At 67.5% G+C, this 22,932-nt stretch carries 18 protein-coding genes and 1 riboswitch; of the genes, 11 read left to right on the forward strand and 7 right to left on the reverse strand.

Annotation, left to right across the window (positions count from 1 at the left end; all coding sequences use genetic code 11):
* The first annotated feature begins 35 nt into the window (after window positions 1–35).
* The 3 genes from cobN to LPW26_RS12065 all read left to right on the forward strand — a co-directional run bounded on the left by cobN (window position 36) and on the right by LPW26_RS12065 (window position 6,419).
* Entirely contained in the window at window positions 36–3,923 is a 3,888-nt protein-coding gene (cobN, locus tag LPW26_RS12055) for a cobaltochelatase subunit CobN (RefSeq protein WP_238735461.1), read from the forward strand.
* Complete coding sequence (cobO, locus tag LPW26_RS12060; RefSeq protein WP_238735464.1) at window positions 3,920–4,546, forward strand: cob(I)yrinic acid a,c-diamide adenosyltransferase; 627 nt, start codon at window positions 3,920–3,922, stop codon at window positions 4,544–4,546. The genes cobN and cobO overlap by 4 nt, the downstream gene beginning before the upstream one ends.
* A gap of 391 nt (window positions 4,547–4,937) precedes the next feature.
* Window positions 4,938–6,419 (forward strand): cobyric acid synthase, encoded by a 1,482-nt coding sequence (locus LPW26_RS12065; RefSeq protein ID WP_238735466.1) that lies wholly within the window; start codon window positions 4,938–4,940, stop codon window positions 6,417–6,419.
* Here LPW26_RS12065 and cbiB read toward each other — a convergent pair.
* The 7 genes from cbiB to LPW26_RS12100 form a co-directional block, all read right to left on the reverse strand.
* Complete coding sequence (cbiB, locus tag LPW26_RS12070) at window positions 6,392–7,363, reverse strand: adenosylcobinamide-phosphate synthase CbiB (protein WP_238735468.1); 972 nt, start codon at window positions 7,361–7,363, stop codon at window positions 6,392–6,394. The two genes, LPW26_RS12065 and cbiB, sit on opposite strands and share 28 nt — an antisense overlap.
* Window position 7,364: 1 nt before the next feature.
* Window positions 7,365–8,204 carry an ABC transporter substrate-binding protein gene (locus tag LPW26_RS12075; protein WP_406677457.1) on the reverse strand — a complete coding sequence of 280 codons (840 nt, stop codon included), beginning with the start codon at window positions 8,202–8,204 and terminating at the stop codon, window positions 7,365–7,367.
* A gap of 2 nt (window positions 8,205–8,206) precedes the next feature.
* Window positions 8,207–8,983, reverse strand: a complete 777-nt coding sequence (locus tag LPW26_RS12080; RefSeq protein WP_238735471.1) for an ABC transporter ATP-binding protein — start codon at window positions 8,981–8,983, stop codon at window positions 8,207–8,209.
* Window positions 8,980–10,005: a FecCD family ABC transporter permease gene (locus LPW26_RS12085; RefSeq protein WP_238735498.1), complete on the reverse strand. Its 1,026-nt coding sequence runs from the start codon at window positions 10,003–10,005 to the stop codon at window positions 8,980–8,982. Before LPW26_RS12085 ends, LPW26_RS12080 begins: the two co-directional genes overlap by 4 nt.
* 7 nt (window positions 10,006–10,012) lie before the next feature.
* Window positions 10,013–11,086, reverse strand: a complete 1,074-nt coding sequence (locus tag LPW26_RS12090; RefSeq protein WP_238735474.1) for a HoxN/HupN/NixA family nickel/cobalt transporter — start codon at window positions 11,084–11,086, stop codon at window positions 10,013–10,015.
* Between the two features lie 74 nt (window positions 11,087–11,160).
* A riboswitch (cobalamin riboswitch) is annotated at window positions 11,161–11,368 on the reverse strand.
* A gap of 53 nt (window positions 11,369–11,421) precedes the next feature.
* Window positions 11,422–11,745, reverse strand: a complete 324-nt coding sequence (locus tag LPW26_RS12095) for a DMT family transporter (protein ID WP_238735476.1) — start codon at window positions 11,743–11,745, stop codon at window positions 11,422–11,424.
* Window positions 11,742–12,446: a class I SAM-dependent methyltransferase gene (locus tag LPW26_RS12100; protein ID WP_238735477.1), complete on the reverse strand. Its 705-nt coding sequence runs from the start codon at window positions 12,444–12,446 to the stop codon at window positions 11,742–11,744. Before LPW26_RS12100 ends, LPW26_RS12095 begins: the two co-directional genes overlap by 4 nt.
* 152 nt (window positions 12,447–12,598) lie before the next feature.
* Here LPW26_RS12100 and LPW26_RS12105 point away from each other — a divergent pair, with 152 nt between their 5' ends.
* The 8 genes from LPW26_RS12105 to LPW26_RS12140 all read left to right on the forward strand — a co-directional run bounded on the left by LPW26_RS12105 (window position 12,599) and on the right by LPW26_RS12140 (window position 22,741).
* Complete coding sequence (locus LPW26_RS12105) at window positions 12,599–13,822, forward strand: DUF3419 family protein (RefSeq protein ID WP_238735478.1); 1,224 nt, start codon at window positions 12,599–12,601, stop codon at window positions 13,820–13,822.
* Window positions 13,823–14,099: 277 nt separating this feature from the next.
* Window positions 14,100–14,999, forward strand: coding sequence for a LysR family transcriptional regulator (locus LPW26_RS12110; RefSeq protein WP_238735479.1), 900 nt, complete (start codon window positions 14,100–14,102; stop codon window positions 14,997–14,999).
* Window positions 15,000–15,117: 118 nt separating this feature from the next.
* Window positions 15,118–15,588 carry a formate dehydrogenase subunit gamma gene (locus tag LPW26_RS12115; protein ID WP_238735480.1) on the forward strand — a complete coding sequence of 157 codons (471 nt, stop codon included), beginning with the start codon at window positions 15,118–15,120 and terminating at the stop codon, window positions 15,586–15,588.
* Entirely contained in the window at window positions 15,585–17,141 is a 1,557-nt protein-coding gene (locus LPW26_RS12120) for a formate dehydrogenase beta subunit (RefSeq protein ID WP_238735481.1), read from the forward strand. Before LPW26_RS12115 ends, LPW26_RS12120 begins: the two co-directional genes overlap by 4 nt.
* An 11-nt stretch (window positions 17,142–17,152) precedes the next feature.
* Window positions 17,153–19,999 (forward strand): formate dehydrogenase subunit alpha, encoded by a 2,847-nt coding sequence (fdhF, locus tag LPW26_RS12125; protein ID WP_238735482.1) that lies wholly within the window; start codon window positions 17,153–17,155, stop codon window positions 19,997–19,999.
* 2 nt (window positions 20,000–20,001) lie between these two features.
* Window positions 20,002–20,826 carry a formate dehydrogenase accessory sulfurtransferase FdhD gene (gene fdhD / locus LPW26_RS12130; RefSeq protein WP_238735483.1) on the forward strand — a complete coding sequence of 275 codons (825 nt, stop codon included), beginning with the start codon at window positions 20,002–20,004 and terminating at the stop codon, window positions 20,824–20,826.
* Window positions 20,816–21,031, forward strand: a complete 216-nt coding sequence (locus LPW26_RS12135) for a formate dehydrogenase subunit delta (RefSeq protein ID WP_238735485.1) — start codon at window positions 20,816–20,818, stop codon at window positions 21,029–21,031. The genes fdhD and LPW26_RS12135 overlap by 11 nt, the downstream gene beginning before the upstream one ends.
* 57 nt (window positions 21,032–21,088) lie before the next feature.
* Window positions 21,089–22,741 carry an OFA family MFS transporter gene (locus tag LPW26_RS12140; protein ID WP_238735486.1) on the forward strand — a complete coding sequence of 551 codons (1,653 nt, stop codon included), beginning with the start codon at window positions 21,089–21,091 and terminating at the stop codon, window positions 22,739–22,741.
* The last annotated feature ends 191 nt before the right edge of the window (window positions 22,742–22,932 follow it).

Genomic DNA, 22,932 nt, shown 5'->3' on the forward strand with positions numbered 1-22,932 from the left:
ACGCTGATATGCGTTGAAACGACGAGGTGCATCCCATGCACCTGAAGCTCGACGCCACGGCGAGTATCGACGACGGCGACGTCGCGCGCGACCTCGGGCAGGAGACGGCCGAGATCGTCGTGCTGTCGGCGGCCGACACCGACCTCGCCGCCTTCGCGGCGGCGCGTGCCGAACTCCCCGATGACTTCCCGAGCCTGCGCCTGACCAATCTGCTGGCGCTCGGCCATCCGGCGTCGGTCGATCTCTATGTCGAACGCACGCTCGCCAAGGCGCGGATCGTGATCCTGCGGATGCTGGGCGGCGAAGCCTATTGGCCGCACGGCGTCGAGAGCCTGCGCCGCGATGCATTCGCGCGCGGCGCGCTGTTCGTCTGCATCCCGGGCGAGATGTACTGGAACGCAGACCTCGCGGCGCGCGGCAATGCCGATATCGACGACGCCCACGCGCTGTGGCGCTACTGCACCGAAGGCGGCGTCGACAATCTGCGGCTGGCGCTGCGCTACGCCGCCTGGATGATCCTGCGCGACGACCCGCCGCCGCCGCCGCGGCCGATGCCGGCCGCCGGCTTCTGGCCCGACGAGCCGCCCACCGCAAAGCGCAGCCGGGCGCTGATCATCTTCTACCGGGCGCTGATGGCGAGCGGCGACACCGCGGCGATCGCGGCACTACGCGCCGCGCTGGAGGCGCGCGGCCTCGATGCAGCGTGCCTCTACGTCACCAGCCTGAAGGATGCGCGCTCGATCGCGTTCCTGCGAAGCGCAATCGCGGCCGATCCGCCCGATGTGATCCTCAACGCGACCGCGTTCGCCACCGCGACCGCCGCGGACGAGGCCGGCATCCTCGCCGCCGCCGATTGCCCGATCCTGCAGATTGCGCAGGCCGGCGTCAGCCGCGAGAACTGGGAGCAATCCAGCCGCGGCCTCAACCCGCGCGATCTGGCGATGCATGTGGTGTTGCCGGAAGTCGACGGCCGCATCTTCGCCGGCGCGGTCGCGTTCAAGCAGCGCGGCGGCGACGACGGCAACTACGCGCCGACAGTGTATCAACCGCTGGACGACCGGATCGACGCCGCGGCCGATCTCGCCAAGGCATGGGTGCGGCTGCGCCGGCTGCCGATCCGCAAGCGGCGCGTCGGAATCGTGCTGGCCAACTATCCGAACCGCGACGGCCGGCTCGGCAACGGCGTCGGCCTCGACACCCCGCAATCCCTGCAGGACCTGCTCTACGCGCTGCGCGAAGAGGGCTACACCACCGGCGCGCTGCCGTCCGACACCGCCGAGCTGATGCAGACGCTGCAGAACGGACCGACCAACGAACTCGGCGCGCGCGAGCAGCGCAGCGGCGGCGTGAGCTGGCCGGTCGCCGACTATAAGGCCGCGTTCGCGACGCTGCCCGACGCCGTGCGCCGCGCGGTCGAGACGCGCTGGGGCAGGCCGGAGGCCGATCCGCATGTGGCCGATGGCTGCTTCCGGTTGGCGCTGCATCGCTTCGGCGCCATCCTGGTCGGCGTGCAGCCGGCGCGTGGCTACAATATCGATCCGAAATCGAGCTTCCACGATCCTGACCTGCCGCCGCCGCATCATTATCTGGCGTTCTATCTGTGGCTGCGGCGCGGCTTCGACGCTCATGCGGTGATCCATCTCGGCAAGCACGGCAATCTCGAATGGCTGCCGGGCAAGAGCGCCGGGCTGTCGCGCGACTGTTTCCCGAGTGCGCTGCTCGGCCCGCTGCCGCATCTGTATCCGTTCATCGTCAACGATCCCGGCGAAGGCATCCAGGCCAAGCGCCGCACCGCCGCGGTGATCGTCGATCATCTGACGCCGCCGCTGACGCGCGCCGAGCTGCACGACGAGATGGCGCGGCTGGAAGGCCTGGTCGACGAATACGCGCTCGCGGCCGACCTCGACCCGAAGCGCGCCGACGCCATCGCCGAAGACATCCTGTCGCTGGCGCGCGCGACGCGGCTCGACGCCGATGTGGCGATCGATCGCGGCACGCCGACACTGGATGCGCTGCGCGCGATCGACGCGCATCTGTGCGACCTCAAGGAAATGCAGATCCGCGACGGCCTGCACATCTTCGGCCGCACGCCGAAGCCGGCGCAGCGCGACGACCTGCTGGTGTCGATCGCACGGCTGCCGCGCTCCGACCTGAAGCCGCAGGACGCTTCGCTGCACCGGGCTTTGGCGCTGGATCTCGGACTCACCGATGCAACCGGCGGCCCGTTCGATCCGCTGACCCGCGACCTCGCCGCCGACTACACCGGCCCCCGCCCGGCGCTGCTCGCCGCGCTGAGCGACGGCCTATGGCGCACCACCGGCGACACAGTCGAACGCATCGAGTTACTTGCATCTCGCCTGGTCTCGGCTCTCCCCCGAGCACGGCCCACCCCTCTCCCCTTGTGGGAGAGGGTGGCACCGACGCAGTCGGTGCCGGGTGAGGGGTTGGCCGCAGACCGTGCGCTCGATTTGTTAGCAGTTCGCGCGGCGCCCCCTCACCCGGCGCGGACGATGTCCGCGCCACCCTCTCCCACGAGGGGAGAGGGTGAAGAGGCGTGCTGGCCCCACACCCAGCCCGTGCTCGACTGGATCGCCGCCTCGCTCCGCCCGGCGATCGAAATCTCCGGCGATGCCGAGCGCGCGGCGCTGCTGCGCGGCCTCGGCGGGCGCTTCGTGCGGCCCGGCCCCTCGGGCGCGCCCACCCGCGGGCGCCCCGATGTCCTGCCGACCGGGCGCAATTTCTTCGCGGTCGATGTCCGCGCCGTGCCGACGCCGTCGGCGTGGCGGATCGGCGCGCTCGCGGCCGAACGGCTGGTCGAATCCTATTGGCAGAACGAAGGCGAGTGGCCGCGCTCGGTCGCGCTGTCGGCGTGGGGCACCGCGAACATGCGCACCGGCGGCGACGACGTCGCCCAGGCGCTGGCGCTGATCGGCGCGCGCCCGACCTGGGAGGATGCCACTGGCCGCGTCACCGGCTTCGCCATCGTGCCGCTATCCGACTTGAAGCGCCCGCGCGTCGACGTCACCTTCCGGGTTTCCGGCCTGTTTCGCGACGCCTTCCCGGTGCAGATGGACCTGATCGCCAGCGCAGTCGCGGCTATCGCCGCGCTGGACGAGCCCGACGATGCCAATCCGATCGCCGCGCATGTCCGCGCCCGCGCCGACGAGCTGATCAAGGCCGGGCACGCCCCCGAGCGCGCGCGGCAGCAGGCGGCCGACCGCGTGTTCGGCGCCAAGCCCGGCGCCTATGGGGCAGGCTTGCAGGCGCTGATCGACGATGGCGGCTGGCAGACCCGGGGCGATCTCGCCGACGCGTATCTGGCCTGGGGCGGCTACGCTTACGGGTCCGGCCGCGACGGCGCGGAGGCCCGCGACGGCTTCGCGGCGCGGCTGCAGACCACGCAGCTCGTCGCGCAGGCGCAGGACAATCGCGAGCACGACATCCTCGATTCCGACGATTACTACCAGTTCATCGGCGGCCTCGCCGCGACGATCGAGACGCTGAGCGGCGCGGCGCCGCGCATCGCCCATGTCGACACCTCGCGGCCCGAGGCGCCGCTGCCGCGGACGCTGGCGCACGAAATCTCCCGCGTGGTGCGCGGCCGCGCCGCCAATCCGAAATGGATCGCGGGCGTAATGCGGCACGGCTACAAGGGCGCGTTCGAGATCGCCGCCACGGTCGACTATCTGTTCGGCTTCGCCGCCTCGACCGACGCCGTCGGCCCGCATCATTTCGATCAGCTGTTCGCCGCCTATCTCGAGGACGAGACGGTGCGCGACTTTCTGCAGGACGCCAATCCGGCGGCGCTGCGTGACATCGCCGAGCGTTTCGCCGAAGCGATCCGCCGCGAGCTGTGGACGCCGCGCTCCAACCGCGCCGCCGACCTGCTCGCAGAACTCACGACGCACAAGGAAATCGCATGACCGACGCCGCGCAAGGCCGCGACGACAACACGCGCCACGCCGAGAAAGCCAAGAAGCGCAAGGCCGCACACGACAAGAAGCTGGAGGGCATGACCGATCAGAAGGGCCTGCTGATCGTTCACACCGGCACCGGCAAGGGCAAGACCTCGGCCGCGCTCGGCATGGTATTTCGCCATATCGGCCACGACATGCCGGTCGGCGTGGTGCATTTCACCAAATCGGAGAAGTGGAACACTGGCGAGGCCAAGCTGCTGGCGAAATTTCCCGATCTGGTAACGCTGCACATCATGGGGGAAGGCTTCACCTGGGAAACCCAGGACCGCGAACGCGATGTCGCCGCCGCCCGCGCCGGCTGGGAACGCGCCAAGGAGTTGATCCGCGACGACCGCCATCGCATGGTGCTGCTCGACGAACTCAACATCGTGCTGCGCTACGACTACCTGCCGATCTCCGAAGTGATCGCCTTCCTGCTCGACGAGAAGCCGGCCGACAAGCACGTCGTCATCACCGGCCGCAACGCCAACCCGGCCCTGATCGACATCGCCGACCTGGTGACCGAGATGACCCTGGTGAAACACCCGTTCCGCAGCGGCGTGAAGGCGCAGAAGGGCGTGGAGTTTTGAACAACATCCTATCCTTAGTCATTCCGGGGCGCCCTCTTCACCCTCCCCTGGAGGGGGAGGGTCGGCGTGTAGCGCGCGAAGCGCGGTACGCGCTGGGGTGGGGTGAGCCCCGGGCACGGCGTGCGCAGCATCGCACGGCCTCCTCACCTCTCCCCGCTTGCGGGGAGAGGTCGGATGGCGAAGCCATCCGGGTGAGGGGGTTGATGACTCACCACAACGTTCAACAGCAGCGGCTGACATACTTCGTCATTTCATCGCGCCGCTCGGCCGCGTGGCTGGCGCCCCCTCACCCCACCCCTCTCCCCGCTCGCGGGGAGAGGGAGCGCGCCGTGCGTGTTTCAGGCGCACTGCGCCATAGGCACCTCACGCATCCTTTTCTTGAAAGCGCGCCATGCCCACCCCCGCGCTGATGATCCAGGGCACCTGCTCCAATGCCGGCAAGTCGACGCTGGTGGCGGGGCTGTGCCGGGTGCTGGTGCGGCGGGGCATGAAGGTGGCGCCGTTCAAGCCGCAGAACATGTCGAACAACGCCGCTGTCACCGTCGATGGCGGCGAGATCGGGCGGGCGCAGGCGGTGCAGGCGCGCGCCGCGAGGCTGCCAGCGACCGTGCATATGAACCCGGTGCTGCTAAAGCCCGAGACCGACACCGGCGCGCAAGTAATCGTGCAGGGCCAACGCTTCGGCCGGCTCGGCGCGAGGAATTTCTTGGACAAGAAGGCGGCGCTGCTGCCGCATGTACTGGACAGCTTCGCGCGGCTGGCCCGTGACGCCGACATCGTGCTGATCGAAGGCGCGGGCTCGCCGGCCGAGGTCAATCTGCGCGCCAGCGACATCGCCAATATGGGCTTTGCCCAGGCCGCAAACGTCCCGGTGGTGATCGCCGGAGACATCGAACGCGGCGGCGTGATCGCCAGCCTCGCCGGCACGCATCTGGTGCTGAACGACGATGAGCGCGCGCTGGTGCGCGGCTATCTGATCAACAAGTTTCGCGGCGACGTCAGCCTGTTCGATGCCGGCCTCGTCTCAATCACCGAGCTGACCGGCTGGCCGTCACTCGGCGTCGTGCCATGGCTGCCGAGCGCCGCATTGCTGCCGGCCGAAGACGCCGTCGATCTCGACCGCGCCCGCGCCTCCGCGGCGACGCGGGTCATCGCCGTGCCGATGCTGGCGCGGATCGCCAATTTCGACGACCTCGATCCGCTCGGCATGGAGCCCGGCGTGAAGTTGATGTTTGTGCCGCCCGGTCATCCGATCCCGGCCGAGGCCGACGTGGTGATCATTCCGGGCAGCAAATCGACGCTGGGCGATCTCGCTTTTCTGCGCGCGCAGGGCTGGGACATCGACATCGCCGCCCATGTCCGCCGCGGCGGCCATCTGCTCGGCCTGTGCGGCGGCTATCAGATGCTCGGCCGCACCATCGCCGACCCGGACGGCATCGACGGCGCGCCCGGCACGGTCGATGGACTCGGACTGCTTGATATCACCACGATCATGCAGGGCGACAAATCGACCACGCTGGTGAGCGGCACCCACAGCGCCACCGGTGCGCCGGTCGAAGGCTACGAGATTCACCTCGGCCGCACCTCGGGGCCCGACTGCGCCCGTCCCGTCGTCACTATCGCGGGCCGGCCCGATGGCGCGATCTCGCGCGACCGCCGCGTGCAGGGCACCTATCTGCATGGGCTGTTCACCAACGACAATTTCCGCAAGGCCTGGCTCGCCGGCCTCGGCATCGCCTCGCAGCTCGCTTACGACTCACAAATCGAAACCGCGCTCGACGCGCTGGCCGATCATCTCGAAGCGCATCTCGACATCGACGCGATGCTGGCGATCGCCCGCAGCCGTCAAAGCACCAACGCCAGCGCCGCATAGATCACCGCCTGCAGCGCGCAGGCAGCGAACAGCAGGCGCAGCGCACGGCCGATATCGGCCGGCGTCGCCGAACTACGTCCCTCGGCATTGAGCGGCAGATCATCCACCACTTGCCCGCCATAGACCCGCGGCCCCGCCAGCGCCACACCGAGCGCGCCCGCCATCGCCGATTCCGGCCAGCCGGCATTGGGCGAGCGATGCTTAGTTGCGTCGCGGCGCATCACCGCGAAGGCCTGCTTGATCGATCCGCCCACCACCGGCGCCACCGCGGCGATCAGCAGCCCCGATAACCGCGCCGGAATGAGATTCAGCACGTCGTCGAGCCGCGCCGCCGCCCAGCCGAACGAGCGATGCGTCGGCGTCAGATGCCCGATCATCGAATCCGCGGTGTTGACCATCTTGTAGATCAGCAACCCTGGCAGCCCAAACAGCGCCAGCCAGAACACCGGCGCCACCACGCCGTCGGAAAAATTCTCCGCGCAGGATTCGATCGCCGCACGGCACACCCCGACCTCGTCCAGCACCTCCGGATCGCGCCCGACGATCAGCGACACCTTTTCGCGCGCTGCGGTGAGCCCGCCTTCGGCGAACGCATCACGGACCCGGGCGACGTGATCGTACAAACTCCGCTGCGCGATCAGCGCCGAGGCCAGCACGCCGAGCGCAATCCAGCCGCCCCAAGTTTGCCGCAAGGGTGTCTGCAGCAAAAAGCCGATCGCGCCCGACAGCACGACGAGCAAAATCACCACCAGAATACCGGCCAACTTCCGCCGCCCTTCCGACCAGGCATCGCGATTGAGCGCCCGATCGAGCCGCCCGATCAGCGCGCCCATCAGCACGACGGGATGCGCCATCCGTTTCCACAGCCAGTCGGGATCGCCGATCAGCGCGTCGATCAACAGCGCAACGAGCACGATCAGCAAGGCATGAGAATCGATCAGCATGTCAGCGCTCCACGCGCGAGAGTTCGTCGGTGAGCCGATCGAGCGCATCGGCCAGCATCGGGCCGCCGCACACCGTCAGCTTCTCGGGAATCGCGATCCGCTTCGATGCAGGATAGAATTTTTCTAGCGCGGGATGCAGCACGAAGGCGCGGCCTTCGTCCTCGGCGAAATCGCCGTCTTCGGAAATCAGCAGATAGTCCGGCCGCAGCGCCACCACGACTTCGAGCGTGGCGAAGCCGCCGTGCTTGATGCCGAGCGCGCCGGCGGCGTTGACGAGGCCGACCGTGTTGAGCAGCGAGTTGATCAAGCTATCGCTGCCCGACACCCAGCCGCGCCGCTCCAGCGGCAGCACGCGAAAGGGCTTGTCGGACGCGGCTTTCCGTGCGCGCGCCACCGCCGCATCGATGCGAGCATTGGCGGCGTCAGCGCGATCGGGATGGCCGACGAGTTCGCCCATCTTGACGATCTGCGCCTTGACTTCGTCGAGCGTGCGGGCTGCGTCGAACGCAACGACACGCTGGCCCTGTTGCTGGAGCATCTCGCGGGTCGCCCGCTTGGTGAAGCGGCCCATGACGATGATGTCCGGCTTCAGCGTCAGCACGTCCTCGGCCTCGCCCGACAGCTTCGGGAAGCGGGCCGCCTTGCTGGCGAGAAACGATCGCGCCTCGTCACGCGCATAGGGGCTGAGGCCGAGGATCTGCTCCGGATCGGCGAGCGTCATGAGCAACTGATCGGTGCAGACATTGATCGAGGCGATGCGCGGCAACGGCGCCGCCTGCGTGGCCGATGGCAGACAGGCGGCCAGCGCCGTGATGAGCATCAGGCGCCACAGCGCGCGCATCGTCAGATCCCGGACCACGGCAGGATCACGCCGCTGTCCTGATAGTCCGCCCGATAGGCGCTGACGCGAAAAACCTGTTGCAGCACCTCGTCCGACAGCGCGTCATGCGGCGTGCCCTGCGCCGCGAGCCGCCCCGCCGCCATCACCAGCACCGTATCGGCGAAGCGTGCGGCAAGGCCGAGATCGTGCGTCACCACGATCACCAGCGTGCCGGCATCGGCGGCCTTGCGCAGCGTCTGCATCACGTCGAGCTGATAGCGCGGATCGAGCGACGCGGTCGGCTCGTCCGCCAGCACCACCGGCGCCTCGACCGCCAGCACGCGCGCCAGCGCGACGCGACTGCGCTCGCCTCCGGAGAGTTCGGTGACGCTGCGATCCGCGAACGGCTCGAGATCGGTCGCTGCCATCGCGCGGGCCACAGCCTCGGCGTCGTGTGGCGACAGCCGTGCCGGATCGGTGGCGCCGTGCGGGAAGCGGCCGAGCGCGACGACATCGCGCACCGGCAGCGGCCAGTGCACCAGATGGCCCTGCGGAAGATAGCCGAACCGCCGCGCGCGTTCGCGCAGCGGCAGCGCCGACAGCAGATCGCCGCCGATGCTGATCTCGCCGTTCGCCTCGATCAGCCCGGCCAGCGCGCGCAACAACGTGGTCTTGCCGGCGCCGTTCGGGCCGACCAAGGCGACCAGATGACCTTTCATCAGCTCCAGCGAAACGCCGTGCAGCACGGCGCGGCCGGAGAGCGCCACCCGAAGATCGCGCGCAATCAGCAAGGCGGTCATCCGACCCCTCCGCCCAGCGAACGGCGTTCGCGCACGATCAGATACAGGAAGAACGGCACCCCGATGATCGAAGTCAGCACGCCGACCTTGATGTCGGTCGTCGCCGGAATGATCCGCACCGCGATATCGGCGGCGAGTAACAGCGCCGCGCCGGCGAGCGCGCTCGGCACCAGCAGCCGCGCCGGATCGTGCCCGATCAGCGGCCGCATCAGATGCGGCGCCACCAGGCCGATGAACCCGATCGTGCCCGACACCGACACGGCGCCGCCGACGCCGAGCGCGACGCCGATGATCACGATCAGCCGCAGCCGCCCGACGTCGACGCCGAGGCTCTGCGCCGTTTCCTCGCCGAGACTAAGCGCGCGGAACGCCGCGCGCTGGGTCAAGAGCAGCGCTCCGCCGACCACGATGAACGGCAGCGCCAGCATCACATGGCGGAAGCTGCGGTCTTCGAGCGAGCCGAGCAGCCAGAACGCGATCTCCAGGCTGGCGAACGGATTGCGCGACAGGTTCATCACCAGCGCGGTCGCGGCGCCGGCGAGGCTGGAAATCGCCAGGCCCGCCAGGATCAGCAGCAACAGGCTCGCGCCCCGCCCGGCCACCGCGAGCAGCGCGAACACCGAGACGAACGCCATGCTGATCGCCGCAACCGGCAGCGCGTAGGAGCGTACATCGGCCCAGCCCAGCGCGATGATCAGCACCGCGCCGAACGCCGCCGATTGCGGCGCGCCGAACAACGACGGCGAGGCCAGCGGGTTGCGCAGCAACCCTTGGAGCGCCGCGCCCGACAGGCCGAGGATCGCACCGATCGCCAGCGCCAGGATGGCGCGCGGCAAACGGATCTGCTGCACGATGATCTGCTGCACGTCGCCGCCGCGGCCGATCAGGCCGTCGATCACCGCAAGCGGCGACAGCTTCACCGGACCGACGCCGAGCGAGCCGATCGCCAGCAGCGCGACGGCCAGCAGCAACGCGCCCGTGACGACCGCCGGGCGCGACGCCGGATAGGGACGTGCGTCGATCAAGTCCTCATTCCTGTGCGACCGAGGCGCGGGCGTCGAGCCGGTGATAGCCGTTGAGCCGATAGATGATGGTCGACACGATCCAGCTGGCGACGAACAGTGCGACGATGCCGTAGCCCAGCGCGCCGAAATTGGCGTTGAGGTCGGTGATCCATTCCCAGAACGCACCTTCGAGATGCAACCGGCCGGCCAGCAGGCCGAGCGTTTCGATGCCGCCGATGACGATCGCGACCAGCACCGACACCGACGTAATGGTCATGTTGTAGTACAGCTTGCGCACCGGATTGCGATAGGCCCAGCCATAGGCCCCGAGCATCAGCACGCCGTCGAGCGTATCGACCAGCGTCATGCCGGCCGCGAACAGCGCCGGGAAGATCAGGATCGACCAGTGCGAGATCGTGCCCGCATTGTTGGCGGCGAGGCCGAACAGGCTGATCTCGCTGGCGGTCTCGAAGCCGAGCGCGAACAACAGGCCGATCGGATAGAGCTGCCAGCTCTTGGAGACGAACCGGAACAGCGGCCGGAACAGCCGCGTCAGCCAGCCGCGCTGCTGCAGCAGATGATCGATGTCGTCGTCGTGCACCACCTCGCCGGCCCGCACCTTCTTGAACGCGCGATACACGCCGCTGAGCACCGACAGGTTGGCCAACGCAATCGCGAACAGGAACAGCGCCGACGCCGAGGTGCCGATGATGCCGCCGATCTCGCGATAGCCGGAGAACCGCTCGGTGAGGGAATTGGCGGCGAGCGCGATCGCCAGCGACGCCACCAGCACCACCGTGGAATGGCCGAGCGCGAAGAAGAACCCGACCGCGACCGGACGCTTGCCTTCCTGCATCAGCTTGCGGGTGACGTTGTCGATCGCCGCGATGTGATCGGCATCGAGCGCGTGGCGCAGGCCGAGGCTGTAGGCCAAAACGGCGGTGCCGATCAGCACCGGCTGGCCCGCGAAGGCGGTGAGCGCCCAGGCCCAGGCGGCGATATTGGCGAGCACCAGGCCACCCAATACGGCAAACAGCCGGATGCGGAATCCATCCGGACGAGCGACGGCGGCGGGCGGGCGTGAGAGTGAGTCTGACATGAGAGTCCCCGAACGGTGAGCAGCTTCCTGTCACCCATGCGGCGGACCGCCCCAGCCGCGCGCACCGCACGCTGGAAGATGACGTGGCTCAGGCCGGTCTCCTGGCTTGCGGGTCGTCGCGCTCCCTCGCCTTCCCGGTCCCCATAGGGCCAGTGGCATGATGAAGGATCGCTCGCCGCCTACAGTTGCGGGCGCAGCGCCGGCTTGGGGCGCCACGAAAGGCGCCTGCACCGGCTTCCCTGTGCCGGATCACTCCGACACACCTGAACGGCGCGATCAAAGGCGGCGGGGCCTGCTTTGTCAATCGCCGCCTTGGTCGGGGCGCGCGGCGTGGGTCAGGTCGGCGTGCTGAGCTTGAGGCCGACCATGCCGGCGACGATCATCGACAGGCACAGCACGCGCACCGCGTTGGCGGACTCGCCGTACAGCACCATACCGATCACGATGCTGCCGGCGGCGCCGATGCCGGTCCACACCGCATAGGCGGTGCCGAACGGCAGTGACTTCAGCGCGATGCTCATCAGGCCGAAGCTGGTGGCGATCGCCGCCAGCGTCCCGAGTGCGGGCCAGAACTTCGTGAAGCCGTCCGAGTGCTTCAGTCCCAGCGCCCAGACGATCTCCATCAGGCCCGCGGCAAACAGCGCGAGCCAGCCGGTCATGCCGGTCGGCGGAGCGGCAGCGTCAGCACCGCGGCCTGTGCGTAGCCCCGATACGGCCGATCGAATGTGAGGCCGGCACCGGTGCGCACCGCGATCTGGCTCAGCGTCGCTTCGAGCTGATCGCGCGGCTCGACGCCGAACAGTCCGAGCCAGCGGCGCAGCGCCCGGCGGGCGAAGCCGGGCAGCCCGGACTGGTCGCCGAAATCGACGATGTGCAGCTGCCCGCCCGGCTTCAGGCTCGCGACCGCGTGCTCGATCACCGCGGTCCAGTCCGGAATCATCGACAGGCTGTAGGAGATCATCACGCGATCGAACCAGACTGGCTGGCCGAACACGCCCTGGGCGGTGAAGTTCGTCGCATCGCCATGCGCCACTTTGGCCCGGCTGCCGAGGCCGGCGCGGGCGATCGCGCCGATTGCCGAGGTCAGCATCTCGGTCGAGACGTCGAAGCCGTAGAACCGCGCCTGCGGATAGCGCAGCGCCGCGGTCACCAGATTGCGACCGGTACCGCAGCCGATTTCGAGCACGTTCCCACCGGCCGGCGGCATCAGCCCGACGATCAGTTCGTTGCGGCCAAGAAGATAGTACCGACGGCTAATATCATAGATATGTCGCTGATAGCGATACATCCGGTTCATGCGGGTCGTCGCATCGACCGGCCAGGACGGATCAACGGTTAGTTCCGAGCGGATCATCGTCATCGAATGCACCCTCGCGCACGGGGAATCGTCCGCTTTCCATCCGATTTTGCCACGACAGAGTGATGACAGCAGCCGGCTCGAACGCCCGCAGACTGTCGCAAAACTGCAGTGCTGCGCGGCTATTCTCGACCGATGAGCGAGTCGAGGACGGTATGAATACGCAGCAACTCATTGCGGACGCGGTCCGCAACAGCAAGGATCGCAGCGAGTCCACGATCTGGGACCGGCTGTTTTCGATCTGGTTCCGCCGGCTGGTGTACACCCAGATCTGGGAAGATCCCGAGGCGGATCTTGCTGCACTGCAGCTCCCGATCGGCTCGACCATCGTCACCATCTCGTCCGGCGGCTGCAACGCACTGTCCTATCTGACCGCCAAGCCGGCGCAGGTGTTCGCGGTCGATCTCAATGAGGCGCATCTGGCGCTGCTGAAGCTGAAGCTCGCGGGGCTGCGCGCGCTGCCGGACTATGAGCAGTTCTGGCGCTTCTTCGGCGAGGGCGAGGCGGACGACAACGCCGATCTGTATCGCCAGCGGCTGCGGCCGCAGCTCGACCGCGACGCCCGCAGCTACTGGGACGAACGCGACTTCCGCGGCCGGGCGCGCTACCGTTACTTCACCAACGGTTTCTATCGCCATGGCGCGCTGGGCAGCTTTATCGGCTTCGCGCATCTGCTGGCGAAATTCGCCAAGATCGATCTGTCGGCGCTGCTCGAAGCCGCGCCGGACTCGGCGGAGCGACAGGATGCGCTGCGCCGCATCGATCATCTGTTCCATTCAGGCTTCGCGCGGCTGCTGACGCGCACGCCGGCACTGCTGTTCAGCCTCGGCATCCCGCCGCAGCAGCGCGATCTGCTCGGCGGTGACCAGCCGCTCAACGAGGTGCTGCATCAGCGCCTGCTGCGATTGATCAACGTCTATCCGAACGAGACCAATTACTTCGCCTGGCAGGCGCTGAGCCGGCGCTATCGTGGCCCCGGCGACGACTGCCTGCCGCTGTATCTGCAGCGCAGCCGCTATGCGCAGATGCGCTCGGGCGCCGGACTGATCATTCCGGTCCACGAAAACCTGCGCGTTTTCCTCGAGAACCTGCCCGCCCGGCAGATCGACGCTGTGGTACTGCTCGACTCGCAGGACTGGATGGCGCCGGACGAAATCCGCGCGCTGTGGGACGCGATCGACCGCTCCGGCAAGGAGTCAGTGCGGGTGATCTTCCGCACCGCGGGAGCCGAGTCGCCGCTCGAAACCGAAGCGCTGGCGCCGCTGCAGCAGGTCTGGCAGCGCGACGCCGAACGCAGCGCCATCGGCTTCGACCGCGACCGCTCCGGCATCTATGGCGGCTTCCACTGCTACGCACGGCGGTCGGCCGGCGACGCATGAGGGCAGGCCGAAATGATCTGAACGGCGCCTGCTGTTTGATTCAGCTCAATCTGGGGTCGCCAGGATCAGATACTTAAATACCCGGCGATGCTTAGCGCGACGGTGCCTGTTTTGACGCGCTGGTTTCGTCTCTCCCCTGACTGAGCCCCGCACTTCCGATGCCGCCATCGGGAGGCGGGGTTTTTATGGCCGGCGCGCCGATGCGGCGCTGCTGCCTTGCCGAGGCCTGTGCGATCGGGCAAGAGTCATTGCTCTTCACGATCGTCGAGGGACCGGTGTGATCGACAAGCTCGAGCTGCTGCTTGCGCTCGCCAAGGAACGGCATTTCGGCCGCGCCGCGGAAGCCTGCGGCGTGACCCAGCCGACGATGTCGACCAGCATCAAGCAGCTCGAGGAGATCCTCGGCGTCATGCTGGTGCAGCGCGGCTCGCGCTTTCTCGGCTTCACGCCGGAAGGCGAGCGGACGCTGGAATGGGCCCGCCGGATCGTCGCCGACACACGGGCTATGCGCCAGGATATCGGCGCCATGAAAGGCGAATTGTCGGGCGAGCTGCGCATCGCGGCGATCCCGACCGTGCTCGGCATGGTGGCGCAGCTCACCACGCCGTTCCGGGCCCGCCATCCGAACGTCCGCTTCAGCATCATCTCCTGCACCTCGTCGGACGTGCTGGGCTTGCTGGAGAATCTCGAAGCCGACGCCGGCCTGACCTACATCGAGAACGAGCCGCTCGGCAAAGTCCGCAGCGTTCCGCTGTATCAGGAGAGCTATCGGCTGATCACCTCGCCGGACGGCCTGTTCGGCGATCGCGATCAGGTCACTTGGAAAGAGGTCGGCCAGGTTCCGCTGTGCCTGCTGACGCCCAACATGCAGAACCGCCGGATCATCGACCGCGCGCTGCGCGCCGCCGGCACCATCGCGCACCCGACCTTGACGTCGAATTCGATCATCGTGCTTTACACCCACGTCAAAACCGGGCGCTGGGCCAGCGTGATGCCGGCCAAGCTCGCCGAAACACTCGGCCTCGGCGACGGCGTCCGCACCATTCCGATCGTCGATCCGGTGGTGTCCTACAGCATCGGCCTGGTCGTGCCGCCGCGCGAACCTTACACGCCGCTGGTCGCCGCGCTGATGCAAACCGCACGGGAGGTCGCGCCGTCGCTCGAAAGAGACGCCTGAGAGACCTCGTGATCCTTCCCTCGATACCGTTTCCTTATCGCAGCATGCGATAGCTTTATTGATTCTTTGAACGATTCTTATTTTCATCGCGCGCGAACCAACGCCGAAAAGAGCGCCGATGCATCAAGAACCATGGGACAGGACCCGCGCCGCTGAGATCATCGCCGGGTTGACGCACAAGGAAGGACCGACGCTGATCATCCTGCATGCGTTGCAGGAGGCGTTCGGCTACGTGCCGGAGGCGGCGGTGCCGATGGTGGCGCAGGAGCTGAATTTGTCGCGCGCCGAGGTGCATGGCGTGCTCACCTTCTATCCGGATTTCCGCCGCGAGCCGCCGGGCCGTCACGTGCTCAAGCTGTGCCGCGCTGAAGCTTGTCAGGCCGCGGGTGGCGATGCACTGGCGGTGCATGCCGAAACCCGGCTTGGCGTCGCGTTCGGCGGCACTTGCGCGGATGGCTCGGTGACGCTGGAGCCGGTGTACTGCCTCGGACTGTGCGCAACCGCACCGGCTGCGATGCTGAACGATCGGGTGGTCGGCCGGCTTGATACCAAGCGGCTCGACCGGCTGATGGCGGAGGCGCAGCGATGACGCTCCGTGTGTTTATCCCGCGTGATTCCGGGGCTTTGGCGGTCGGTGCCGACGAAGTTGCGGCCGAACTCAGCCGCGTCGCCCATGAGCGCGAACTGGGCCTCGATCTGGTGCGGCCGGGGTCACGCGGTCTGTATTGGCTGGAGCCGATGCTCGAGGTTGATACGCCGGCCGGGCGTGTAGCTTTCGGCCCCGTGACGCCGGAGGATGTGCCGACGATCCTCGATGCGATCATCAGCGACGGTCCGCATCCGCTGAAGCAGGGGCTGACCGAGGAGATTCCGTGGCTGAAGCGGCAGACTCGGCTCACCTTCGTGCGTTGCGGCATCGTCGATCCGCGGTCGATCGACGATTACCGCGCCCATGGCGGTTATCGCGGGCTCGAACGGGCGCTGAAAATGAGCTCCGAAGCCATCATCGATGATGTGGCAAAGTCGGGGCTGCGCGGCCGCGGCGGCGCCGGATTTCCGACCGGCATCAAATGGCGCACTGTCGGCCACGCCGGCCGCGGCCAGAAATACATCTGCTGCAACGCCGACGAAGGCGACAGTGGTACCTTCGCCGACCGGATGCTGATGGAGGGTGACCCCTTCATGATCATCGAGGGCATGACCATTGCCGGTATCGCGGTCGGGGCGACCAAAGGTTACATCTACATCCGCTCCGAATACCCGCACGCCATCGAAACCATGAACGCCGCGATCGAGGCCGCGCGGCGGACCGGGTTCCTCGGCGACAACATCTGCCACTCGACCGACTCGTTCGACATCGAAGTCCGGGTCGGCGCCGGCGCTTATATCTGCGGCGAAGAGACCTCGATGCTGGAGAGTCTCGAGGGCAAGCGCGGCACGGTGCGGGCCAAGCCGCCGCTGCCGGCTCATCATGGTTTGTTCGGCCGGCCGACCGTGATCAACAACGTGCTGACGTTCTCGGCGGTGCCGTACATTCTCGATGGCGGTGCGCAGGCCTATGCGGATTGCGGCATGGGCAAGTCGCGCGGCACCAAGCCGATCCAGCTCGCCGGAAATATCAAGCATGGCGGATTGTTCGAGGTCGCGTTCGGCATCACGCTCGGCGAACTGATCGACGACATCGGCGGCGGCACACTGAGCGGCCGGCCGGTGCGCGCCGTGCAGGTCGGCGGACCGCTCGGCGCTTACTTCCCGCGGGCGCTGTTCGATACGCCGTTCGACTACGAAGCCTTTGCTGCAAGAAGCGGCATGGTCGGGCATGGCGGCGTCGTGGTGTTCGACGACACCGTCGACATGGCCAAGCAGGCGCGGTTCGCGATGGAATTCTGCGCGCATGAATCCTGCGGCAAATGCACGCCGTGCCGGATCGGCTCGACCCGCGGCGCAGAGACGATCGACAAGATCATCGCCGGCGACAAGGCCGCGGCGAACATCGCCGTGCTCGAAGACCTCTGCAACACCATGAAGTTCGGCTCGCTGTGCGCGCTCGGCGGTTTGACGCCCTATCCGGTGCTTTCCGCGCTGACGCACTTCCCGGAAGATTTCGGCCTCGCGCCGCGCCGCCTGCAGGCCGCGGAATAAAGGACGACGATATGGCTCTGGTACACGAAACCGATTTCGGCACGCCGCGCTCGCCCTCGACCAATATGGTGACGCTGACGATCGACGGCCGCAGCGTCAGCGTGCCCGAGGGCACTTCGATCATGCGCGCTGCGATGGAGATCGGCACCGCGATCCCGAAGCTCTGCGCCACCGACATGGTCGATGCGTTCGGTTCGTGCCGTCTGTGCCTGATCGAGATCGACGGCCGCAGCGGGACGCCGGCGTCGTGCACCACGCCGGTCGCCGACGGCCTCGTCGTCCACACCCAGACCGAGCGGCTGAAGCAGATCCGCAAGGGCGTGATGGAGCTGTACATCTCCGACCATCCACTCGACTGCCTGACCTGCTCGGCCAACGGCGATTGCGAGCTGCAGGACATGGCCGGCGCGGTCGGCCTGCGCGACGTGCGCTACGGTTACTCCGGCGACAAGCATCCCAATCCGGGACTCGATGAGTCCAACCCCTACTTCACCTACGACGCATCGAAGTGCATCGTCTGCTCGCGCTGCGTCCGCGCCTGCGAGGAAGTGCAAGGCACCTTCGCGCTGACGATCGCGGGCCGCGGCTTCGACTCGGTCGTTTCGCCCGGCATGCAGGAAAGCTTCCTCGGCTCGGAATGCGTGTCCTGCGGCGCCTGCGTGCAGGCCTGCCCGACCGCGACGCTGAACGAGAAGAGCGTGATCGAGATCGGCACGCCGGAACGCTCCGTGGTGACGACCTGCGCGTATTGCGGCGTCGGCTGCACCTTCAAGGCCGAGATGCGCGGCGAAGAGCTGGTGCGCATGGTGCCCTACAAGGACGGCAAGGCCAATCGCGGCCATTCCTGCGTCAAGGGCCGGTTCGCCTGGGGCTACGCCAATCACAAGGAGCGCATCCTCAATCCCATGATCCGCTCCAGCATCAGCGAGCCGTGGCGCGAAGTCAGCTGGGACGAGGCCTTCGCCTACGCGGCATCGGAGTTGAAACGGATTCAAGCGAAATACGGCCGCGACTCGATCGGCGGCATCACCTCGTCGCGCTGTACCAATGAAGAAACCTTCCTGGTGCAGAAGCTGATCCGCGCCGGCTTCGGCAACAACAATGTCGACACCTGCGCCCGCGTCTGCCACTCGCCGACCGGCTATGGCCTCTCCACCGCGTTCGGCACCTCGGCCGGCACCCAGGATTTCGACTCGGTCGAGCACACCGACGTGGTGATGATCATCGGCGCCAATCCGACCGACGGCCATCCGGTGTTCGCCTCGCGCCTGAAGAAGCGGCTGCGCGCCGGCGCCAAGCTGATCGTGGTCGATCCGCGCCGCACCGATCTCGTCCGCTCGGCGCATATCGAGGCGGCACAGCATCTGCCGCTGAAGCCCGGCACCAACGTCGCGGTGCTCACCGCGCTGGCCCACGTCATCGTCACCGAAGGCCTCGCCAACGAAGCCTTCGTGCGCGAGCGCTGCGACTGGAGCGAATACGAACACTGGGCGGCGTTCGTCTCCGACGAGCGCAATAGTCCGGAAGCCACCCAAGCCTTCACCGGCGTCGATCCGCAAAGCTTGCGCGAAGCGGCGCGGCTGTACGCCACCGGCGGCAACGGCGCGATCTATTACGGCCTCGGCGTCACCGAGCACAGCCAGGGCTCGACCACCGTGATGGCGATCGCGAACCTCGCGATGGTCACCGGCAATCTCGGCCGCGAAGGCGTCGGCGTCAATCCGCTGCGCGGCCAGAACAACGTGCAGGGCGCCTGCGACATGGGCTCGTTCCCGCACGAACTGCCGGGCTATCGGCACATCTCGACCGACGCGGTACGCGAGAGCTTCGAGGCGCTGTGGAACGTCAAGCTCGACAACGAGCCGGGCCTGCGCATTCCCAACATGCTCGACGCCGCCGTCGACGGCTCGTTCAAGGCGCTCTACGTGCAGGGCGAGGACATCCTGCAGTCCGACCCGAATACGAAGCACGTCGCCGCGGGCCTCGCTGCGATGGAATGCGTCATCGTGCACGACCTGTTTCTCAACGAGACCGCCAACTACGCCCACGTCTTCCTGCCCGGCTCCACCTTCCTGGAGAAGAACGGCACCTTCACCAATGCCGAGCGCCGCATCCAGCGCGTCCGCAAGGTGATGACGCCCAAGAACGGCCTGGAAGACTGGGAAGTCACGCAGCGCCTCGCCAATGCGATCGGCTACACCATGAACTACACGCATCCGTCGCAGATCATGGACGAGATCGCGGCGCTCACCCCGACCTTCACGGGCGTGTCGTACGACCGGCTGGAAGAACTCGGCTCGATCCAGTGGCCGTGCAACGAACGCGCGCCCGAAGGCACGCCGGTGATGCACATCGATCATTTCGTCCGCGGCAAGGGCAAGTTCGTCATCACCGAATATGTCGCCACCGACGAGCGCACCGGGCCGCGCTTCCCGCTGCTGCTGACCACCGGCCGCATCCTGTCGCAGTACAATGTCGGCGCGCAGACGCGGCGCACCGCCAACACGGTGTGGCACGAGGAAGACCGGCTCGAGATCCATCCGCACGACGCCGAGCAGCGCGGCGTGCGGGACGGCGACTGGGTGCGGCTCGCCAGCCGCGCCGGCGAAACCACGCTGCGCGCGCTGATCACCGACCGCGTCGCGCCCGGCGTGGTCTACACCACGTTCCATCATCCGGACACGCAGGCCAACGTCGTCACCACCGAGTATTCGGACTGGGCCACCAACTGCCCGGAATACAAGGTGACGGCCGTGCAGGTGGCGCCATCGAACGGCCCGTCCGAATGGCAGCGTGCCTATGAAGAACAGGCAGCCGCCGCGCGCCGGATCGCAACGCCGGCCGAAGCCGCGGAGTGACGATGAAGCCGACGGTCCACACCGCCGCAAGCAAAGTCTGGCGCAACGGCCGGATGCAGGACGGCGCCCGCGCCATCCCCGAAGAGGTGCCGGTCGCGATCAGCTACAACGGCTCGACCCAAGCCGTGATGATGGCGACGCCGGCCGATCTCGAAGACTTCGCGATCGGCTTCAGCCTCTCCGAGGGCGTGGTCGAACGCGCCGCGCAGATCGAGAGCTTCGAGATCGTGCCGCACGACGACGGCGTCGAGCTGCGGATGTGGATCGGCGGCGATGTCGCCGATCGGCTGCAGCAGCGCCGCCGCCATATCGCCGGCCCGACCGGTTGCGGGCTGTGCGGCGTCGATTCGATCGCCGAGGCGGTGCGGCCGGTCGCGATCGTCGGCAAGGGACGCACGTTCTCGCCGCAGCAGATCATCGCGGCGATCGAGGCGATGCCGCCGCTGCAGACGCTCAACGTCGAAACCCGCGCCGTGCACGCCGCCGCCTACGCCACGCCGGCCCTCGGCATCGTGGCGCTGCGCGAAGACGTCGGCCGCCATAACGCGCTCGACAAGCTCGCCGGGGCGATCGCGCGGCAAGGCATCGATGCGACGGGCGGCATGGTGCTGCTGACCAGCCGTGTCTCCGTCGAGATGGTGCAGAAGACCGCGGTGCTCGGCGCCAGCGTGCTGGTCGCCGTGTCGGCGCCGACCGCGCTCGCCGTCAAGATGGCCGAGGCCGCCGGCATCACGCTGGCGGCGATCGCGCGCTCCGACGGCTTCGAAATCTTCACGCATCCGCACCGGATCGATACGCACACCAAAGGAGCCGCCGATGTCGCCTGACCGGCTCGTCTACATGGCCAATCAGATCGGCACGTTCTTTCGCAGCCAGGGCGCCGACAAGGCCGTGCCCGGCATCGCCGAACATCTCAAGAAATTCTGGGAGCCGCGGATGCGCCACGCCATCATCGCGCATCTGGACTCCGGCGGAGAGGGTTTGGAGCCCGAAGTTAGGGCTGCAGTGGAGGCGCTGAGGCCGGCCAAGTAACAAGGCCGGAGACGTTGCAGCCCGAAAAATCGGGCGCCAAAAGGGGAAGGAAACAACATGTCAACCTTGGAAGGGACTGGACGGCTGTCCGGCGTACGGCCAGGCTTACTCGATCGCGAACGCATCATCGCGTCCGCCGGCTTCAATCGCTGGCTGGTGCCGCCGGCCGCGCTCTGCATCCATCTGTGTATCGGCATGGCGTACGGCTTCAGCGTGTTCTGGCTGCCGCTGTCGCGCGCCGTCGGCCTGTCGGCGCCGAAAGTCTGCGGCGACATGACGATCTTCCAGGAGCTGTTCACCACCACCTGCGACTGGCGCGTCGCCAGCATGGGCTGGATGTACACGCTGTTCTTCGTGCTGCTCGGCGCCTCGGCGGCGATCTGGGGCGGCTGGCTCGAGCGGGTCGGACCGCGCAAGGCCGGCTTCGTCTCGGCGATCTGCTGGTCGGGCGGCCTGGTGCTCGGGGCGATCGGCATCTACACGCATCAGCTCTGGCTGCTGTGGCTCGGCTCCGGCGTGATCGGCGGCATCGGCCTCGGTCTCGGCTACATCTCGCCGGTGTCGACGCTGGTGAAGTGGTTCCCGGACCGCCGCGGCATGGCGACCGGCATGGCCATCATGGGGTTCGGCGGCGGCGCGATGATCGGCGCTCCGCTCGCCAACATGCTGATGAACTACTTCAAGACCCCGACCGACGTCGGCGTCTGGCAGACCTTCCTGGTGATGGGGCTGATCTACTTCGTGTTCATGACGATCGGCGCGTTCGCCTATCGCATCACCCCGCCGAACTGGCGTCCGGACGGCTGGACGCCGCCGGCGCAGGCCAACACCATGATCACCGCGCATCACGTCCATCTCAAGGACGCCCACAAGACCAAGCAGTTCTGGCTGATCTGGGCGGTGCTGTGCCTCAACGTCTCGGCCGGCATCGGCGTCATCGGCATGGCGTCGCCGATGTTGCAGGAGATTTTTGGCGGCAAGCTGATCGGCCTGCCTGATCTGTCCTTCAACCAGCTCTCCGCCGAGCAGAAGACGCTGATCGCCGGCATCGCCGCCGGCTTCGCGGGCCTCTTGTCGCTGTTCAACATCGCCGGCCGGTTCTTCTGGGCGTCGCTGTCGGACAAGATCGGCCGCAAGAACACCTACTACGTGTTCTTCGTCCTCGGCATCGTGCTCTACGCGCTGGCGCCGACCTTCGCCGCGATGGGTAGCAAGGTGATGTTCGTGCTCGCCTTCGGCATCATCCTGTCGATGTATGGCGGCGGCTTCGCGACGGTGCCGGCGTATCTGGCCGACATCTTCGGCACCCAGTTCGTCGGCGCCATTCACGGCCGGCTGCTGACCGCCTGGGCGACCGCCGGCATCATCGGCCCGGTGGTGGTGAACTACATCCGCGAGGCGCAGATCGCCGCCGGCGTGCCGCGGGCGCAGGTGTACGACTTCACCATGTACATCCTGGCCGGGATGCTGGTGCTCGGCCTGATCTGCAACGCACTGGTGCGGCCGCTCGCCGACAAATGGTTCATGAAACCCGAGGAAGTCGCGGCGCTCCAGGCCAAGGGCGCAGCGGCGGCCAGCGCCGGCGGCGGCTCCTACGGCATCGGCAAAGGCGGCTTCGACGCCCGCGCCACCGCCTTCTGGGCGTTCGTCGGCATCCCGCTCGCCTGGGGCGTGTGGATCACGCTGCAGAATGCCGTGAAGATTTTCTAAGCTGCGCGTTCGACGCGCACTGTCCTTCGACAGGCGCAGGTCTCTCCACGTCATGCCCGGCCTCGTGCCGGGCATTGTCGTTTTTACAACGACTGAGCCGTCATCCTGAGGTGCTCGCCCGCAAGGGCGAGCCTCGAAGGATGCGGACGCGCACTCGGTCGCCGCATCCTTCGAGGCGCGCTATGCGCGCA

This window comes from Rhodopseudomonas infernalis (assembly GCF_022271405.1).
Lineage (GTDB): Bacteria > Pseudomonadota > Alphaproteobacteria > Rhizobiales > Xanthobacteraceae > Rhodopseudomonas > Rhodopseudomonas infernalis.

Excerpts from the sequence above, each read along its gene's own strand:
- LPW26_RS12115 (WP_238735480.1), top strand. The coding sequence starts at position 15,118 with ATGCATCAAGAACCATGGGACAGGACCCGCGCCGCTGAGATCATCGCC.
- fdhD (WP_238735483.1), top strand. The coding sequence starts at position 20,002 with ATGAAGCCGACGGTCCACACCGCCGCAAGCAAAGTCTGGCGCAACGGC.
- LPW26_RS12140 (WP_238735486.1), top strand. The coding sequence starts at position 21,089 with ATGTCAACCTTGGAAGGGACTGGACGGCTGTCCGGCGTACGGCCAGGC.
- LPW26_RS12090 (WP_238735474.1), bottom strand. The coding sequence starts at position 11,086 with ATGTCAGACTCACTCTCACGCCCGCCCGCCGCCGTCGCTCGTCCGGAT.
- cobN (WP_238735461.1), top strand. The coding sequence starts at position 36 with ATGCACCTGAAGCTCGACGCCACGGCGAGTATCGACGACGGCGACGTC.
- LPW26_RS12080 (WP_238735471.1), bottom strand. The coding sequence starts at position 8,983 with ATGACCGCCTTGCTGATTGCGCGCGATCTTCGGGTGGCGCTCTCCGGC.
- LPW26_RS12095 (WP_238735476.1), bottom strand. The coding sequence starts at position 11,745 with ATGACCGGCTGGCTCGCGCTGTTTGCCGCGGGCCTGATGGAGATCGTC.
- LPW26_RS12105 (WP_238735478.1), top strand. The coding sequence starts at position 12,599 with ATGAATACGCAGCAACTCATTGCGGACGCGGTCCGCAACAGCAAGGAT.
- LPW26_RS12100 (WP_238735477.1), bottom strand. The coding sequence starts at position 12,446 with ATGACGATGATCCGCTCGGAACTAACCGTTGATCCGTCCTGGCCGGTC.
- LPW26_RS12120 (WP_238735481.1), top strand. The coding sequence starts at position 15,585 with ATGACGCTCCGTGTGTTTATCCCGCGTGATTCCGGGGCTTTGGCGGTC.
- LPW26_RS12135 (WP_238735485.1), top strand. The coding sequence starts at position 20,816 with ATGTCGCCTGACCGGCTCGTCTACATGGCCAATCAGATCGGCACGTTC.
- cobO (WP_238735464.1), top strand. The coding sequence starts at position 3,920 with ATGACCGACGCCGCGCAAGGCCGCGACGACAACACGCGCCACGCCGAG.
- fdhF (WP_238735482.1), top strand. The coding sequence starts at position 17,153 with ATGGCTCTGGTACACGAAACCGATTTCGGCACGCCGCGCTCGCCCTCG.
- cbiB (WP_238735468.1), bottom strand. The coding sequence starts at position 7,363 with ATGCTGATCGATTCTCATGCCTTGCTGATCGTGCTCGTTGCGCTGTTG.
- LPW26_RS12065 (WP_238735466.1), top strand. The coding sequence starts at position 4,938 with ATGCCCACCCCCGCGCTGATGATCCAGGGCACCTGCTCCAATGCCGGC.
- LPW26_RS12075 (WP_406677457.1), bottom strand. The coding sequence starts at position 8,204 with ATGCGCGCGCTGTGGCGCCTGATGCTCATCACGGCGCTGGCCGCCTGT.